General features: G+C 38.8%; 16 protein-coding genes and 1 pseudogene. 8 read left to right on the forward strand and 9 right to left on the reverse strand.

The window, feature by feature from the left end; genetic code table 11:
- Position 1 precedes the first annotated feature (1 nt).
- The 3 genes from V6260_RS00715 to V6260_RS00725 all read right to left on the reverse strand — a co-directional run bounded on the left by V6260_RS00715 (position 2) and on the right by V6260_RS00725 (position 6,101).
- A complete protein-coding gene (locus V6260_RS00715; RefSeq protein WP_341592030.1) occupies positions 2–1,489 on the reverse strand; it encodes a tryptophan halogenase family protein in 1,488 nt (495 codons plus the stop codon).
- Positions 1,482–3,032, reverse strand: a complete 1,551-nt coding sequence (locus V6260_RS00720) for a tryptophan halogenase family protein (protein ID WP_341592031.1) — start codon at positions 3,030–3,032, stop codon at positions 1,482–1,484. The genes V6260_RS00715 and V6260_RS00720 overlap by 8 nt, the downstream gene beginning before the upstream one ends.
- Positions 3,033–3,134: 102 nt before the next feature.
- A complete protein-coding gene (locus V6260_RS00725; RefSeq protein ID WP_341592032.1) occupies positions 3,135–6,101 on the reverse strand; it encodes a TonB-dependent receptor in 2,967 nt (988 codons plus the stop codon).
- A gap of 453 nt (positions 6,102–6,554) precedes the next feature.
- Here V6260_RS00725 and V6260_RS00730 point away from each other — a divergent pair, with 453 nt between their 5' ends.
- The 8 genes from V6260_RS00730 (at position 6,555) to V6260_RS00765 (ending at position 11,147) form a co-directional block, all read left to right on the forward strand.
- Positions 6,555–6,728, forward strand: coding sequence for a hypothetical protein (locus V6260_RS00730; RefSeq protein WP_341592033.1), 174 nt, complete (start codon positions 6,555–6,557; stop codon positions 6,726–6,728).
- A gap of 133 nt (positions 6,729–6,861) precedes the next feature.
- Positions 6,862–7,515: a hypothetical protein gene (locus tag V6260_RS00735; RefSeq protein ID WP_341592034.1), complete on the forward strand. Its 654-nt coding sequence runs from the start codon at positions 6,862–6,864 to the stop codon at positions 7,513–7,515.
- 3 nt (positions 7,516–7,518) lie between these two features.
- A complete protein-coding gene (locus V6260_RS00740; protein ID WP_341592035.1) occupies positions 7,519–8,193 on the forward strand; it encodes a Crp/Fnr family transcriptional regulator in 675 nt (224 codons plus the stop codon).
- Between the two features lie 70 nt (positions 8,194–8,263).
- Positions 8,264–8,671: a hypothetical protein gene (locus V6260_RS00745; RefSeq protein WP_341592036.1), complete on the forward strand. Its 408-nt coding sequence runs from the start codon at positions 8,264–8,266 to the stop codon at positions 8,669–8,671.
- An 84-nt stretch (positions 8,672–8,755) separates the two neighbouring features.
- Positions 8,756–9,259: a DUF962 domain-containing protein gene (locus V6260_RS00750; RefSeq protein WP_341592037.1), complete on the forward strand. Its 504-nt coding sequence runs from the start codon at positions 8,756–8,758 to the stop codon at positions 9,257–9,259.
- 59 nt (positions 9,260–9,318) lie between these two features.
- Positions 9,319–10,110, forward strand: coding sequence for an SDR family oxidoreductase (locus V6260_RS00755; RefSeq protein ID WP_341592038.1), 792 nt, complete (start codon positions 9,319–9,321; stop codon positions 10,108–10,110).
- A gap of 61 nt (positions 10,111–10,171) precedes the next feature.
- On the forward strand, positions 10,172–10,765 hold the full coding sequence (locus V6260_RS00760; RefSeq protein WP_007375475.1) for a DUF2238 domain-containing protein: 594 nt from the start codon (positions 10,172–10,174) through the stop codon (positions 10,763–10,765).
- Complete coding sequence (locus V6260_RS00765) at positions 10,755–11,147, forward strand: GNAT family N-acetyltransferase (RefSeq protein WP_341592572.1); 393 nt, start codon at positions 10,755–10,757, stop codon at positions 11,145–11,147. The genes V6260_RS00760 and V6260_RS00765 overlap by 11 nt, the downstream gene beginning before the upstream one ends.
- Before the next feature lie 232 nt (positions 11,148–11,379).
- Here V6260_RS00765 and V6260_RS00770 read toward each other — a convergent pair whose 3' ends face one another.
- From V6260_RS00770 to V6260_RS00795, 6 genes and pseudogenes are all read right to left on the reverse strand, one after another.
- On the reverse strand, positions 11,380–12,354 hold the full coding sequence (locus tag V6260_RS00770; RefSeq protein WP_341592041.1) for a transposase: 975 nt from the start codon (positions 12,352–12,354) through the stop codon (positions 11,380–11,382).
- An 84-nt stretch (positions 12,355–12,438) separates the two neighbouring features.
- Positions 12,439–13,023 (reverse strand): annotated as a pseudogene (locus V6260_RS00775) (transposase); the annotation flags it as partial.
- 821 nt (positions 13,024–13,844) lie between these two features.
- Positions 13,845–14,504 carry a hypothetical protein gene (locus V6260_RS00780; protein WP_341592042.1) on the reverse strand — a complete coding sequence of 220 codons (660 nt, stop codon included), beginning with the start codon at positions 14,502–14,504 and terminating at the stop codon, positions 13,845–13,847.
- Positions 14,505–14,684: 180 nt separating this feature from the next.
- Entirely contained in the window at positions 14,685–15,521 is an 837-nt protein-coding gene (locus V6260_RS00785) for a hypothetical protein (protein ID WP_341592044.1), read from the reverse strand.
- Positions 15,522–16,126: 605 nt separating this feature from the next.
- Positions 16,127–16,306 carry a DUF6435 family protein gene (locus V6260_RS00790; RefSeq protein ID WP_007375469.1) on the reverse strand — a complete coding sequence of 60 codons (180 nt, stop codon included), beginning with the start codon at positions 16,304–16,306 and terminating at the stop codon, positions 16,127–16,129.
- Positions 16,307–16,459: 153 nt separating this feature from the next.
- The gene (locus tag V6260_RS00795) at positions 16,460–17,635 is read right to left on the reverse strand and encodes a PQQ-dependent sugar dehydrogenase (RefSeq protein ID WP_341592049.1); all 1,176 of its coding nucleotides are present in this window, start codon (positions 17,633–17,635) and stop codon (positions 16,460–16,462) included.
- Between the last annotated feature and the right edge of the window lie 171 nt (positions 17,636–17,806).

Genomic DNA, 17,806 nt, shown 5'->3' on the forward strand with positions numbered 1-17,806 from the left:
TTTATGCTGGGCAATACTGCTTTAAAAACTCATGGTGAGGCGGTAATTGGCTGGCGCGTTGCTCTATTTGTTGCTTAATACCGTGTAAAAAACGGGTGAGTTCTTCGTCGCTCATCATGCTGGCTATTAAGTGATGTTGATTAGGCTCAATACCCTGACCAAGCATAACTTGCACCCACGAATCGACTCTAAAAATGTCGCCATCGTCTAAAAATACACGGCCGGTTTGTTTAAACAAATTAATTTTATGCTGAAGTGTTTTTGGCACTTCCATCTCACTACAGTGTTGCCAAAATTCACTGTCGTCGCGATTAGTTACTTTATAGTGCAGCACAATAAAGTCGCGAATATTTTCAATTTCGCTTTTAAGCTGTTTGTTGTATTCGTCAATGGCGTGATTAGTTATGCCATTAAACGGAAATAAACGCATAAAGCGAATAATACCCGACATAATTAAGTGAATGCTGGTGGACTCAAGTGGCTCTACAAAACCACTAGCAAGACCAAGCGCTAGGCAGTTTTTATTCCAGCCTTTTAAGCGACGCCCTGTTTTAAATTTAATAATACGTGGCTTTGTAAGCGGCTCACCTTCAATGTTATTTAATAATAGCGCTTTGGCTTGTTCGTCATCCATATATTGGCTGCAATAAACTAATCCGTTGCCTACACGGTTTTGCAGCGGTATACGCCATTGCCAGCCGCTTTTATGGGCAATAGAGCGGGTAAGTGGCAATACGGTCTCGCTGGTTGATTTTGTTTGCACCGCAATGGCGCTGTTACACGGTAGTAAATGAGACCAGTCTTCGTAGCCAGTATGCAATGCTTGCTCTATTAATAAGCCTCTAAAGCCAGTGCAATCAATAAAAAAGTCGCCGTTAATATGCTCGCCATTATTTAAAATTAATGATTCTATATGGCCCGTTTTAGAGTTTTTTACTACTTTTTGTATTTTACCTTCAATGCGTTTTACACCTAATGGCTCTGAAAACTCACGTAAAAACTGCGCGTAACGCGTGGCATCCATATGGTAAGCATAGTTAATGGGGCTTTGCTGATTAAACGCAAATTTACCGCCTTTAGCCGCTTGCAGCTCATAGCAGTAATCGCCAAATGGGTCGTTTATTCCAAGTGCTTTACCTTGCAGCCAAAAGTGATGAAATTCACCCGCCCAACATTCTTTGCCCGTTGCGCCAAATGAGTGAATATAATGCGTGTTGTCATCGCCCCAGTTTTCAAAGCTAATACCTAATTTAAAACTGGCTTGAGTGGCTTTCATAAATGCTTGCTCGTTTATACCCAGCAATTTATGAAATGTACGAATAGGCGGAATTGTTGCTTCGCCAACACCTACAGTGCCAATATCGTCAGATTCAACAAGGGTTATGTTTATATTATTGCCGACTAGTTTAACAAGTGCCGCTGCGGCCATCCAGCCTGCAGTGCCGCCTCCAGCAATTACTACGTTTTTAACAGCATTTGTTTTAGTCATTATGTGGCTGCCTATTATTTGATAAAAGATGATTTAAAAGCGCGCGATTACTTGGCAGTCCATTTAAGTACTGAGCTATTTTCTCGCGATTTTGCTGGTAATAGTAATCCCCAGCACGTGGGTCGTTAAATGTATTTTGTGCAGAGACTGTTTGTGTATTAAAGCCCATGCCATATAAAACGTATTGGTAACTGCTTGATGAAAACACTTCTTCGTTTTCAATAAAATCAAAGCGGCTAGGGGGCTGAAATTGCCAAAGTTTAAGTAAGTTTTTCAGGCGCTCGGGCGCGGTATCTAAATTACTAATATCTTGCCAATAAGGCGTGTCGTCGCGCTCGCTTAGCACATAGTGAAGCTTTAAAAACTCAATAACGCGCTGCCAACGAGTGCTAAAACGCTCATTAAAACGCGTTTTAAGCTGACTCATGTGGGTTCGGTTTTGCGGGAGTTGCTCGCTTATCATGCTAATTGAAAGCTCAACCATAGCAAGAGCTGACGCTTCAAGTGGCTCTAAAAAGCCAGCAGACATACCCACGGCAACACAGTTTTTAATCCAAAATTTTTGCCTGTAACCAGGGCTGAACTTTAATACACGGTAGGTAAGTTGCTCAGCTTTTTGCTCACTGGTACTTTTAGCAATGTAGTTTTTTAGCGTATTTGTTGCGCTTTCATCGCTTTGATATTTACTACTAAATACATAACCTGTGCCACGGCGTGTTGGCAGGGCTATGTCCCAAATCCAACCGTTACTTTGCGCTGTAGATAGCGTAGCAGAGGCGATTGCTTGATTGATGTGTACATTAGATATTTGCGCCGCAACAGCGCTGTTATTAAATAAAATATGATCTTGCGCTATAAACTCACTATTAAAATGATCACCAATTAAACGAGCACGAGAGCCTGAGCAATCTATAAATAAATCACCTGTTATATCGTCATTATTATTTGTTTTTAATGCGGAAATATAGCCATGATCGTCGTTAATAACCTCGGTTACATCGTCAGTAATATGCGTAACATTTAGATTTTTAACACAATGGTTTTTTAAAAACTCAGCAAATTTACCCGCATCTAAATGATAGCCATAGTTGGTGATCGCTGCGTATTCGGGTGTTTGTAATTGTTTTGGTGCAAGTGCTGCTTGGCATACAAAGCTTTGCATATTAACAACGTCGGCAAATTTTTGATCAGGTGCAATACGTTGCCAACTGGCGTGTAAATTAGTGTACTCGTAGCCTTGTGGATTCATAAAAGGGTGGTAGTAGTTTTCTCCCTCGCTGAGGTTTCGCCAATTTATAAATTTAGAACCTTGCTTAAATGACGCGTCGCACTGGGTTATAAAATCACTTTCTTTAATGCCAATGCGCTGTAGCGTATTACGCATTGACGGCCACGTACCTTCGCCCACACCCAATATAGGCACGTTTGCCGACTCGACTAACGTTACATTAAGGTGCGGGTGTTCGGCGGCTAATAAGCCTGCGCTTAGCCAACCGGCAGTGCCACCACCTAAAACGACTATTTTTGTTATTGGTTTGGTCATGAGTTAACACCCTAAAGTTGATAACAATTAAACTAGCATTAATACTGTTTTAAATACAAAAAAGCCGCTAGTAAAAACTAACGGCTTTACTTTGTATTACCTTTAGAAGTTGTAACGCATACCAATATTGTAACGTGCACCTAGCTGTTGTAAGTTCCATAATTGTACCGACGTACGGCCATGTTCGCGGCTGTTTTGTTCAGTAATGTTAAGGCCTTCAACAAAAAACGATAGTTGTTCGCTGTAGTTGTACGCAACGTTAAAGTCGATTTGATAATATTCTTCAGTAAAGCCTGGCTCATTTACGTATCGAGCTGCGCTATTTAAAAACTTATCACGCCAGTTGTACGCAATACGTGCTTGAAAATCATCGTTTTCGTACATTGCAATAAAGTTAGCTGTGTCACTTAAACCCACTAGTGCAAACTGTGTAGTAGTAGGGTCAGCGTTTACATCAAAGTCTATGTCGCCATTAACAGTGGTGTAGTTTGCTTGCACACCAAAACCGCTTTCACCAAAAAAGTGTTGAAAGGCGATTTCAAAACCATCGATGGTGGCATTTTTATTGTTGGTAGGTACTTGCGCTGTAAATTCTAGTAATGGGTCATCGCTGTTAGCAATTACATCGTAAGCGGCTTCAAACTCTTCGTAGGTCATAGAGTCAAAGTCAACGCCATTTTCTGTTGCGGCAACCATTTGAAATAAGTTTGAATCGGTTAGGGCAAGTCCGCGAGATTCTAGCTCAGCAATGGCAGCTTGAGCGCGAGGACCCGCTGTTGCATCGCGTAATCCGTAGTAGTTTTGCGTCATTGGTGTTAAACCAATAAAGTTCTCGATGTCTTTAGTGTAATAACCTACCGACACATAACTTGTTTCTGCAAAGTACCACTCAGCCGATACATCAATATTATCTGATTCAAGCGGCACTAAACCAGGATTACCCGTTGACGCTGTAGCCGGCGAAGAACCCGCTAAAAGAGTAGGCGCACCTGGTACACCAACAGTCGCTGCTGAACTTAAGTTGTCGTAAGTTGGGCGAGCAATTGTTGTGCTGTAAGAAAAACGCGCTTTTACGTTTTCAATTACTTCTATGTCAAAGTCAAAGCTTGGTAAAAAGTGATCGTAGCTAGATTTAAGCGTGAAATCTTCTTTAGCTGAGCCAAAACGAACATTAAAGTCGTTATTACCTTCCCACGCTACTGCGTTAGGTAAGTCGATATTAGCCGTTGAGGTAATGTCGGTAGACTCTTGGCGCGCGCCAATAACAATGTTGTATGGCATATCGCCAATGTAACCATTGTAAGTAAATTGCACAAACGCTGCGGTTATATCTTCTTCAATGGTGCGGTTAGTTGCAAATGCGCCATCGGCTGCAAAGTTAAAGCCGTATTCTTCACCTGCCCAGTAACCAATTTGCGATGCGCTGCCGGTATAACCTTGATTGTACGAGCCCGATGTATCGTAGTCGTCAAACTCAGCTAAAAAGTTTGTTGGGTTTAGGTAACCATCAGGTAGTTCGCCTGGGTTTTCTATTCCCCAGTTACCCATTGTATTACGTGTAAGTGATTGCAGTGAATGGCTTTCCATAGAGCGAGACTCTATACCAAAGTCAATTGCACCGTTTTCAATTTCGTATTTACCATGGATTCTAAATTCTGTTATTTCAGACTCTTGGCGAGCAAAGTTAGAATCTAAAATAGATGTACCCACATCAGAGGCATCTAGCGTGTTATTACAATTTAGGTTGTCTCGGCGGCAATCATCAAAATCGATACTCATTGATGGAAGTTCGCGGCTAAAATCAACTTCTTGTGCGTTAACTACGTTTGCGCCCAAGCCTGCGTTTACCCAGCTGCCGTAAGGTGCATCTGGTTTGCTAGTGGCTTTTGAATTGTGCGCATCAAACATAAAGCTCAATTCTGAGTTGAAATAGTACTCAACGTTTAAACCAATAGAGTCGTTTTGGTTAACTTGGTTTAGCTCTTGAAACGCCAAACCTAAATCGCGTGTTTGCTGATCGCGACGTTCTTCTCGGTAGTAAATAGGGGTTTTTACCGTGTTATCGTCAAATGTTAGCGCGCTTTTGTAGTTATCCATCCATATTGATTGCTCAGCACGGGCTTCGAACAAATCTTGCTTAGAATAGGTATAATCAAGCGTGGCTGTTAAATCGTCAATAGGGCTGTACTGCAGCGTTAATTGTGCGTTTGTACGCGTACGTTCTCTGTCGGCAATGGTGTAGCGTAAGTCTGATGGCATTGAATAAAGCTGACCAACAGCGGGTGCATTAGTTAAAACAATATCGTCTGCCGCTTGTGGGATTGTGCCGTCAAAAGCTGATGTATTCCATTGATTTACAAACGCACCTGTTGATGAGCTATCGCGCTGTTGCATGCTTGCTGTAAGTGAGGCGCCAAATTTAGCTTCACTGTCGGTCCAGCTAATTAAGCCTGAAAGCTCTGGTGTTATGTCATCACCAACGCGGTTTGTTGAGTCGTGTAATGCTTTTACGCCAATGCTTGAAACAAAGCCTGGGTTGTCGAGCGGGCGAGCCGTATTAATATTAATTGTTGCGCCAATACCACCTGATGCAATACTTGCTTTACCAGTTTTATATACTTCAACCGATTTAACGCTATCAGATGCTAAATTTGCAAAATCAAATGCACGAGAGCTGGGTGTACCGCCGCCTGCAGGCAAAGATGCCGCGGGCATTGTACGTCCGTTCAGAGTTACCATATTGTAGTCGGGGCCGAAACCACGAACCGTTACTTTAGAGCCTTCACCATTAGAACGATCAATCGATACACCCGTAATACGCTGTAGCGACTCGGCTAAGTTGGTATCAGGAAATTTACCAATATCTTCAGCTGATATAGCATCTACAACACCGGCGGCGTCGCGTTTCAAACGAGTCGACTCTTTAATACTGCTTTTAAAACCAGTAACTTGGATTACTTCAACATCTGTATTTGCTTCTTGTGCATATACAGGTAAAGAGATTGATGCGCCTAAAATCAGAGATAGGCTAGTGGCTATCTTTGTTTTTCTTACAATATGCTTGGACATTCGGTTTCCCTCGCGCTTTTATCATTATTATTAACAGCTTGTATGGGGCTGTTATTGTGTAGTTGTAAACATTGTCAAATGTGTGGAAGCGCTTCCAGAAAAACCTATTTGATTCGGATTTGTGGAAGCGCTTCCAGAAATGCTAGTTTATATTTTGAATAGGGTCAACTATTGTTTTAATAAAATGAGACTAAATTGTTTTTAAAATGTATGTTCATTGGATTTAATTTTATTTAAATTATAAATTACAATTGGTTATAAAAATCTATTTGAAATAGTGGTGTAACAACATTTTATTATAAGAAAGCCAATTATTGATTCATTTAGTTATTTACACACTTTTATAAGGTGTTTAAATCAACTTTAAATACAAACTAAGATTAATAAATCGGCCGTTGGTCACTCAACTTAAAAACACATACATTTACGCACTTTGCCAAAAATGCTGGTGTAGTGAATACGCACAACGCAATTGATGAAAACTCATCAAGCGGTGCTAAAGATGTACACATCACATCAAGTGAAATTACCAAGGTATTAATTATAGCTGCGCCTACTCTAGCAGTGACTTCTCACTTTATAAATCGTCCACTAAAAATCAGCAACTGTTTAAAAATCGTTAAATAAGGTATTAAAAAGTAAAGTTATTTTTGCAGAAGATGGACTGTTGATAGATTTATAGATCTTATACCTATAAGGGTATTGCGAGCGCTCTGTTTTATCGCTATTTTAAAAGCTCTCTTTTGATATGGACTTTCTTATGCGCATTACTTTTTTAGCGAGCTTTTATTCTTTTGTATTTTTATTTTTGTTTGGCTGTGATGGTCAAGTTTCTTCTTCTCAAAGCAAAGAAAAACTAGATCTTTTAACAAAATCGTCTTCGAATACTGATATAAAAAAGCAGATTACTGAATCCAATGAGTCTGCCGTTGTGTTGGGTTTATTAGGCACTCACTGCAAAACAAATGAGACTGCCTATATAAATGCTAAAATTCAAAAAGTACTGCGTAATACAAGTAAAGATGTAGCTTATAAATTAGAACCTACTGATAATGTACTCTCTATTTGTATTGCAAAAGATGATACTTCGCTTAGTTATCGATTTGGCCGAATTGATGATATAGGGCTCGAAAAAATAGCTACAGAAGATGCACCATTTGGTAGTTATTACAGGCAAGTTGGGCGTATAGGTGAAAGCATTTTATTTTTTAACAATGGGGATTATCATTATTATATTATAAACTCAGGTGGTATGGGCAGTGGCGTATCGGTCAAGGTTTTTAAAAACGATACACTAATTACTGAGTTGTTTTCGGGTAACGATGCGTATAATGATTTTATAGTTGCTACGGATCTAACGTTACCTAAAAAGTTAGTAAGCGAAAAACAGCCATTTAATAAGCAAATGCAGTAAATAATGACTCCACAGCAGCAAAAAGTTATAGAGCAAGGGCATTGGTTTAAAAATCGCAGCGCTTATTTAAAAAGCTTTTTATTAACGCAGGGTAAAATACTCTCGCTTAAAGCTCAGCAATCGTTATTTTTGCGAGGAGATAAGCACGATGGAATTTACGCCGTACTTAACGGAGTAGTGCGTATTAGTGGCGTAAGTAACGAAGGAAAAGAAGCCGTATTGAGCTTTATTGATTCATCACTGTGGTTTGGCGAAGTTACCTTGTTTGATGGTGGCCTGCGTACTCACGATGTATATGCACAAACTGATGTTGTGCTTTTTTACGTGCCCCAACGCGAGCTTGAACAGTTATTAAACAAGCAGCCACAATATTGGCAAGAATTTGGTTTATTACTGGCGCAAAAATTACGCCTTATGTTTACCTCAATGGAAGATCACGCATTACTAAGCGCTGAGCAAAAAGTATGCAATCGACTTTTAATGCTCAGCGAGCATACAGAGCACTTAACACCGCTTGTTTTATCTCAGCAGCAACTTGCTGATATGACCTACCTAACGCGTCAAACTATTAATCAAATACTGCAACAGCTTGTTAGTTTACAAGCTATTAGTTTGGGGTATCAACGCATAACTGTTTTAGATAAACAAAAGCTACAGGCGCGCGCTGAAAAAGCTTAATAGAGAGCGTTTTATTTAGTTGGAACCAAAATTGCTACAGATAATGTAACGCAACAATGGATTTGAACTAATGACAATAATAACCTTTAAAAATCAATATAGTAACTATAACTCTCCTACAGTAAATAAAGCGGCAGGTCCAAATGAAGTTGCGGCAACTAATACCCTCCCTAACGAAAAAACAAATGATGTTAAAGGCATTACCTCAGCTCCTAAAGAACCAACGTTTTTAGAAAGTGCTCAAGAAGCGCTGGTTTATCAACGCTTAGGTGTAAACAAAAACAAAATAGACGAATTAAAAGCGACAATAGAAGTACTCACTAAAGAGCTACAAGGAGAGGGCGCAGACCATGACGCAATTGCTGATAAAATTGAGGAGCTTCAAAAAATGCTCGAGCAAGAGTATCAAAAAGGGCGCGAGCGAAAGAATATGCAAGGTGAGCATGAGCCGGGTAAAATAATTTCTGCATTTGTTTAATTTACAAAATGTCGGATACCTGACATTGTTGTTGTGTATACTTTTGCTAAAGTAAGTTTTATATATAAAAATAAAGGCAAAACAATGAAAACACTTCAACAGCAGCTTGGTAAATATGGTTTATATCATCGTTCTAAGCGCAATGTACTAACGCACTTTTTTGGTATTCCGCTCATTGTATTTGCAGCGTTGTGTTTACTTGCGCGTATTCAAATACCCCTTGGTAGCGTAGTAATTGATGGCGCACAACTTTTTGTATTAGCGTCGGTTGTTTATTATTTTATGCTGAGCTTTTCGCTTGGCTTTATTATGGCCGTGATATTCACTTTACTCCTTGTTGGCGCTCAGCCTATTGCGGCAATGGCGCTTTGGCCGTGGTTGAGTATTGGTGTAGGTGTGTTTGTATTTGGCTGGGTACTGCAGTTTATAGGGCACTATTACGAAGGTAAAAAACCTGCGTTTGTAGATGACCTAATTGGTTTAATTATTGGCCCTTTATACGTAACTGTTGAACTACTATTTTTAATGGGCTTTTACAAAACATTAGAAAACGAAGTTAACGCAATAGCAGGCCCTACAAAGGCGTAAAATACTTTACTAAGTACCTTTATAAAACCTAATAAATAACAATAAAAGGCAGATAACGCATGCAATATAATAATAAAACTGTGTGGATCACCGGTGCATCATCAGGTATTGGTAAAGAGCTTGCTATACAATTTGCTGAGCTTGGAGCGCGCGTTATTTTATCGGCGCGCAATATAGATAAACTAAACAATTTAAAAGCAACGCTTAAAGGCGAAGGGCACTTAGTTGTGCCACTGGACTTAGCCGAGCCAGAGCATGTACTAAGTACAGTAACAGCAAAAATGAGCGAGCTTCCTGCAATCGATATTTTAATTAATAACGGCGGCGTATCGCAGCGTAGCTTATTTTTAGAAAACGACTTTAACGTGTATCGCCAATTAATGGAGGTTAATTACTTTGGCTTAATTGCACTTACTAAAGCTGTTTTGCCTACTATGGTGGCAAGGCGCAGTGGCTCAATTGTGTCTATTAGTAGTGTGGCGGGTAAAGTTGGTTCAAAATTTAGAACAGGTTACTCGGGTTCTAAATATGCGGTTGTTGGTTTTATGGATTGCCTACGTGCAGAAGTAGCACAGCATAACATTCATTGTTTAACAATTTGCCCAGGCTCGATTAAAACAGCAATTGCGCATAACTCACTAAACGAGCAAGGCATAGCGCAAAATAAACCAGAAGAGTCGATAGAAAATGGCATGGATGTAAGCGTAGCGGCTTCAAAAATGATTCGTGCCATTAGCGATAAAAAGGACGAAGTGATTATTGGCAAAGGTTTAAGTGGTTGGGCGCCTACAATTAAACGCTTTTTTCCTGCTTTGTTTAATCGCATTACCGCAAAAACAAACTATAGGTAGCGTCGTTTATTTCAAAGGCGTAAAATGCCGTAAATTTGATCAATTTAGAAAAGGATTCTAAATGAAGTATTTATGGCTGAGCCTGTTTTTTATTGTATTAATTTGGTCTGGTATTAACCCAAAAGATCAATTTACATGGCTACTTGAAGTTATCCCCGCAATTATTGGTTTAGTGCTGCTAGCAAGCACCTATAGCCACTTTAAACTTACTCCTATTTTATATACATTTATTTTAGCGCATTGCATTGTGCTGATGATTGGCGGGCATTACACCTACGCCGAAGTCCCTTTTTTCGATAACCTATTTGGTAGCGAGCGTAATAACTACGACAAAGTAGGGCACTTTTTTCAAGGGTTTGTACCTGCACTACTAGCACGCGAAATTTTACTGCGCAAAAAAGTAGTAAATGGTCGAGGCTGGTTAATCACCTTTGTTATTTCGGTATGTTTAGCATTTAGCGCGTTTTACGAATTAATAGAATGGTGGGTTGCAGTATTAAGCGGCGAAAACGCAGAAGCGTTTTTAGGCACGCAAGGTTACGTGTGGGATACCCAATCAGATATGGGACTGGCGTTATTTGGGGCTATTTGCTCGCTGTTAGTACTTTCAAGAGTACACGACAAACAGCTAAAAAACGTTAAAGATTATTTATAACTTTATTGCTAATAGCTATTGGGCCAAAGGCATTCCTAAAAGCGTGATGCAATCGGCTATTGATAACTCAATGTGCTTTGGTGTTTACAACGCTCATAACGAACAAGTTGGCTTTGCCCGAGTAGTGACCGATAAAGCAACCTTTGCCTATTTAGCCGATGTATTTATAGCCCCGCACTTGCAAGGAAATGGGCTGAGTAAGTTACTCATTAAAACGATAGTAGAGCAGCCTGATCTGCAAGGGCTCAGGCGCTTTTTATTAGCAACTTCTGATGCACACGGGCTTTATGCACAATACGGGTTTAAACCGATAGATAACTCAGGGCTGCTAATGCAAATAAGTCCTGAGAATGTGTATGATCAAAACAATCGTGAGAGCTAATAAACGGGGGCGAAGAAGAGAGATTAAACTAGACAGCCACTCCAAACAAATAAAGACAATCTAGGCTAGATTCACTTTTTAGGTTAAGAATTTATCTTTTACTACTCGGTTACTTACTTTTCATCCATAAAATAACTCATTATCACGCTTAAACCTAAATTAAGCGCATGAAAATAACTGCATGATGCAGTTGTGATTTATTACTGAATAGTTTTACTGAGTAGTTTAAATTTTATGCCAGTAGCTTTTCGCAGTTACTGATATTCGCTAGCCGCTTTCGCTTTAAGTTTTCACAATAACTTGCTTGTGAGGCTGGCCTGCCAACTGCGCCATGAAATACGCGCGTAAATTGGGTTGTAAGCTTTAACCAGTTTTCTGGAGATATATTCACCCTTTCGAGTAAGGGTAAGTGTGTACTTTCAATATAACCACGTTTATCCTCTCGTATACAGCGCCCTGTTAATTCAACAAGTTCAAGGTACGATTTAAGCTCAAACGGGAGTCCTTTTGGCATTACCTGACGTGGCATGCCTGCAAAGCGCAGTAGTTGTTTTGGTTGTTTGACTTCTTTTGCGTATGTTAGTCGTTGTTTAACGCTGGTGTGGTCTGATTCCTCAAGCGTTTTAGCCATTTTAGCTCTAATTGGGTTTAAATCGACATACGCCATACAAGCGGCAAGTGCTGCTTCATCTAATAATGCTTGAGACGTAAAGCGTCCCTCCCAAAACCTGCCAGTGCAGTTATCTTCTTTATTTGCTCTGCGCGCAATGTCTTCATTTAATAATCGCATAAACCAGCTAATACTTGATAGGCGCTCTCGATATTCCTTTACTGTTTGATTAAAAAAGATAAGTTCAACTTTACTTAGCTTTTCACCTTGTACATATTTTTGCGTTAGCAATGTGCCTTTACAGAGTTTATGCCAACGGATAATAATAGCTTTATCATTTAACCGATTCACTTTTTTATCATCAACATATAGTACTAAATGAGTGTGATTACTCATAACAGCATAAGTGCATACATCAATACAAAATACCTTGGCTAATTCAAGCAGCTTATTTTCAACCCAGCCTCTGCGGTGCTCGAAAGATTGACCTGTAAAGTGGTCTTCACCACATAAAAATGCACGGCGCACGCAACGCGAAATACAGTGATAATATTTTGTATCAACCAAACTTACTTGACGCTTTCTTGCAATTGCCATGTGACACCCTGCTTGTTTTTTGCACTAAATAAAAGCTAGCCTCTAACTTCGAAAAGTGCAAAATTTAGGATGGGTGTCTTGTTAATTGTTGATTTTAGCTCTAATTGGGTTTAAATCGACATACGCCATACAAGCGGCAAGTGCTGCTTCATCTAGTAATGCTTGTGATGTGAATCTGCCTTCCCAGAATCTACCTGTGCAGTTATCTTCTTTATTTGCTCTGCGCGCAATATCTTCATTTAACAACCGCATAAACCAGCTAATACTTGATAGGCGCTCGCGGTATTGGTTTACTGTTTGATAAAAAAAGATAAGTTCAGCTTTACTTAGGGCTTCTCCCTGTATGTATTTTTGTGTTAGTACAGTGCCTTTACACAGTTTGTGCCAGCGGATAATAATCGCTTTATCATTTAACCGATTCGCTTTTTTGTCATCAACATACAGCACTAAATGGGTATGATTACTCATAACAGCATAAGCGCATACATCAATACAAAATACCTTGGCTAACGCTAATAACTTATCTTCAACCCAACCTCTACGGTGCTCGTAAGACTTGCCTGTAAAACAGTCTTCGCCACATAAAAATGCACGGCGCACGCAACGCGAAATACAGTGATAATATTTTGTATCAACCAAACTTACTTGACGCTTTCTTGCAATTGCCATGTGACACCCTGCTTGTTTTTTGCACTAAATAAAGGCTAGCCTCTAACTTCGAAAAGTGCAAAATTTAGGATGGGTGTCTTGTTAATTCTATTGGTAAATAGAACCATGTAAACACATACCGATGTTAAGATACGCCGTACAAAATTATTCTTCAAAATTAACTCCCTTCAAATAATTGAAAATATACCAACTGAATGCTGAATTCAGAAATACCTAACGAGCCTGTAGATTAACTCGTTTTTTATTTGTTTTTATTGATAAATAAACCATAGCTGAGTTCCTATTTTGGTTCAATTGATTGCTGTATTTTTACGCAGAATATTGAAGTGTTTGATATTGTTTTAATTGGCGTTTTGGAAGGGATTACGGTTATTTGCATGGCTTTTATTTAGGTTAAAAGGGCTTACCCTTCTTAATGCATCGTGTTTTGCAGCTTTTCTATATTATGAACAAGGCAATACAGTTGCCGCAGCGTGAAGTAAGGCACTCACTTTCATTTGACCCCCTAAGGTCAATTTATTCATACCTTTGTTCTCTGTAATGTTCCGCTTTTTATTTAAAGGAAAGCAGGCTCAGTAAAGCCAAGTTGTTTAGCATTGCTTAATAAAAATTGTTGTCGCCTATCGAGCTATCTATTTCTACTTTCATCTTGTGAATGTAGTTCAGCTTTTTACGTGATTCATTTTCATAAATTAAACTTAACTCACTGCTATTATTGATAATTTGCGTAAAAGTTAGGATGGGTGTCATCCTAACTTGTTTTGATGTTTATATATCAACTCGTCTTGACTTCAAAGGAGCGTCCATATATGTCATCCTAATTATTGTGTGCGTCCTCTCAACAAGTGATAACCGTAACCACCACCCACAGAACGAGCTATATGTATTTGTTGCTTATAATTTTTACCATGAATGTCACTATATGACAGAGTAAAACAAACATTAGACTTGGTATTCTCAGGTATAACACATTCTCTTAATGCGATTCCATAAGCTTGTTTTTCCTGCACCTCTGCTGTACCTAGGATGCAACTATCAGAAAACATTTGATGGCTATTGATATAGTAGTAACCACCTCTTGAAACTGTATCTGTGAAGCTAATATCCAAAGCAGCACCAACTCCAATATTTTTAATTTCAAGACATGTAGCTGGTCTATTTTCGTCAAGGAACTCTTGAATTAAATCAGGGTCATGTAGCCTTGTTATGTCTGAACGTTCAACGAAAAATAACAAGCCATCAGCTTCATCAATAGGCAGGGTGTTTATAATAAAAAAAGGACGTACAGCTTCATTTCTTTGCTGCCTAAACAATACGGCAGCTGATAAAAAAGCCATTAGGCCACCAAGATACCCGCCTAAGAATCCTAACCATCCATTGATGTTTCCTATCATTTCTCCGGGAGCAATTGATATATATAGCTTCAAGAGCAGTGGTGAAAGAAGCAAAACGCTAAACAAAATTACTAGTAAAAATTTCACATTGCCCAATATGAACCTCCGAGCACATAACGAGACTGTAGAGTAACTCCAACAGCCAAATTCAATTAAAAAACGAGCTCCTGTAATTAACTCTAAGCGTTTTTAAAGCATTAGGTAATGCATTTAGAACCCATAAAACAGGCTGTTTTTATTCCGTTTAAGCAACTTGTTATACAACTTTTAAAACGGTTCATTAGCTCGGATTTGAGCTTGCATTTCATTCTTTGCAATTTGCTGAGCAAATTTTTCTGAAATCTTCAAATTACTCGTCAATGCTACCGTAACTAATGGAATTAAAGACTCTTTATGACTACCAAGCTCAAACTCATTAACATCATGTAACGCCATATAACTTTCAAAAACCTCTTCAAATACTTTACTAATATTTAAACGCATAATTGAACTTTGTTTGTTGGTCTCATTAAAGCTAACAGTGTTTTTTTCCATTCTTTTCACAGAAGAACTAAGCTCACCAATTGCTTTCAAAATATAATTTTCTGATGATATTTCTTTATCTGATACAGTTGATATTTTAAACTCACCAAAATGTTTTAAGAAAGTTGTATATTCAGGTTTTAAACTTGCTTGATAAGTAGCTTTAACTTTCTTTTTAAGTAAATTTTTAAAGTCTACAATAGATTGGTAATGTAAATCTCGAGGATACTCTATATGCTCAATAGGGGCGGTATCAAAAGAATAATTTGTTACATCATCTTTAATGATAACGGTTGGCTTATCAAAAGCTAACCTCATTCCAAGTTCAAACATAACATTAGGGTTTTTGCCTGAAACATCACACACGACGATATCGCTGTTATAGATATTATTTACAATCCTATTTTGAATTATCCCAACCTCATTCGAATCACTTACCAAGTCAACTTTAAATCCTGAATCTGATAATGCTTCTCTAACAATCACCCTTACTTCTTCCCAATGATCGGCGTTACAACCATCAATTGAAGAAATAGGCATAATTAGACCACAAGTTAATGTGGTATTCGTTTCATTGGACATGATTGAAACCCTATGTTGTATAACAGCTTTATCAGAGGACACTTTCCTCTTTTTATGAGCAATGTATGTCCTCTTAATTATTTTTTAATATTAATAACAAATCCTGTAACACATTGCGAGTATTAAACTTTGAGTCGGGCTGTTCTTTTAATAATATGCAGAAAAGAGGAAAACGTCCTCATTTTTTGACTTAGGAGGAAAAACGCCAGCGCGGTACATAAATTCAGCAATTAAATATTTAAAATGAAAACCAAACTCGATTTTAAATCATTTAACAGCCACTAAAAAACGGTGGCGATAATGCAAGTAACCGCTTTAAGTACACTTGTTTGTGTAAGCATATTATAAAAGGGGGTTTAGGGATGGTGGAAGCTGTAAAGCGAGGTCATGAATTATTTACTAAACGCGTCTTCCTTTTTTTGAAACAGGGCAGACGCGATGTTTATACCGATCGACTTAAATATTTAGCCTTTCTAGCGTGCTAAATAAAGCGTTAACGGCGTTATAAGTTTCTCATGTAGAACAACTACATGTCGAAATTTATGCCTTGTTATCACTCTATTTATCCGTCGCTATAAATGTCTAATAACTTAACACGATTGGTATTATTTGGCTTTTTTAGCCTCTAGAGTTTCTATTTCACTCCAGATTTTTTCGGCTTCTGCACTTAACATGGCAAAGCTTTTAATGTCGCCTTTTCTTTGTGCCTGCATGCCTTGCTCTAGTTTTACGTCGTATTCTTTACGCAGTTTTTTTACGGGATCAGGCTTTAAAAATGAAAACATTAGTATTCTCTTAATTTATTAAATTATATGTAATTAGTGTACGCATTAATGGGCTTAATAGTTCTTTGTTTGGTGAAAATGTTTACTGTGCGCTTTAAAAGCGCACAGTAAACATGGTGTAATTATTAACGTACTGTGTGCTAGTTCTAGTGCTTACGTTTCTGGCTCTAGGCGTTTAATACCTTGCCCATCAATACCTAAATAGATAAAACCATCACTGCCTTGGGCTAGGCTGCGTACTCTGCCAATTCCATCGAGTATTTTATATTGCTTAACAACCTTGCCCTTTGAGAGTTCTAGTGCGCTAATGAATGCAAATTTCATTGATGCTAGTAATAGCTTACCTTTAAGCTTTGGGTATTTATCACTCGTTACATACAACATATCGGAGGGGGCAATTGAAGGGGTCCAATGTAATACGGGCGATTGCATGCCGTCTTTTTCTTTAAGGTCGGTAAACTTGGTACCGCTGTAGTTAACGCCATAACTTACTAAAGGCCATCCGTAGTTAGCGCCTTTTTTTATAATATTAAGTTCATCGCCGCCGCGTGGTCCGTGTTCGTGAGACCATAAAATATTGTTTTGATTATCAAACCACATGCCTTGTGGATTACGGTGCCCATAAGACCATGCCGCATGTTTTGCATCTTTTTGTTTAACAAACGGATTATCGCTTGGGATACGGCCATCATCGTGTAAGCGATAAATTTTACCGCCGTCCCGCGTGAGATCTTGCGGGTTTATGTCGCGCGAGCCGCGATCGCCAATTGAAAAATAAACATAACCCTCATCATCAAACACAATGCGGCTGCCGTAGTGCTGGCCTTTGGTACTATTATGCTCGCCTTTGTATAGCAATTGCTGATCAGACAACTGCGTATGATCGCTACTTAACTTGGCACGCATTAAGGCGGTGTTACTTCCGCTTTCTTTGCCCTCACTACTTGAGTAACTAAAGTACAGCCATTGGTTTTGCTTACTATCGGTGTGTAGTGATAAATCAAGCAATCCACCTTGGCCATTAGCGTCAATGTCGGGCAGCCCTGAAACCTTAGCTAACGTAGTGGTATTTTTAGGTAATAAAAATAACGTTCCGCTGCGCTCAGATATTAGTAAATCACCATTAGCTAGAGGCTCAATAGCCCAAGGTATAACCACACCTTCTGCCGCTGTTACTGCGTTAACGTTAAGCGATAAAGTATCTAGCTGTTTATAGTTTTTTACGTAATCGCTTTTTGCATTTGCGGGGGCGTTAGTAGCAAACATAGCAACGGCTAAGCCTGCACTCATTAGTTTAGAGAGTGTGTTATGTGACATTAAATTTATCATTATGGCTTCCAAAATTAATCCAATCTTACATAACCTTAACATGGCATAAATAAATTTGTTAAGCGTTGAGTTGAATGAAAAACACACACTTATATTTTTATACGATGGCCTTTTAGCAGAAAATTGTTTTAGTAATTAGCGCTAATAAAAAATTGAATAATTACTCTATTG

Origin of the sequence: Pseudoalteromonas aliena (assembly GCF_038155085.1) — a bacterium.
Taxonomy (GTDB): domain Bacteria; phylum Pseudomonadota; class Gammaproteobacteria; order Enterobacterales; family Alteromonadaceae; genus Pseudoalteromonas; species Pseudoalteromonas aliena_A.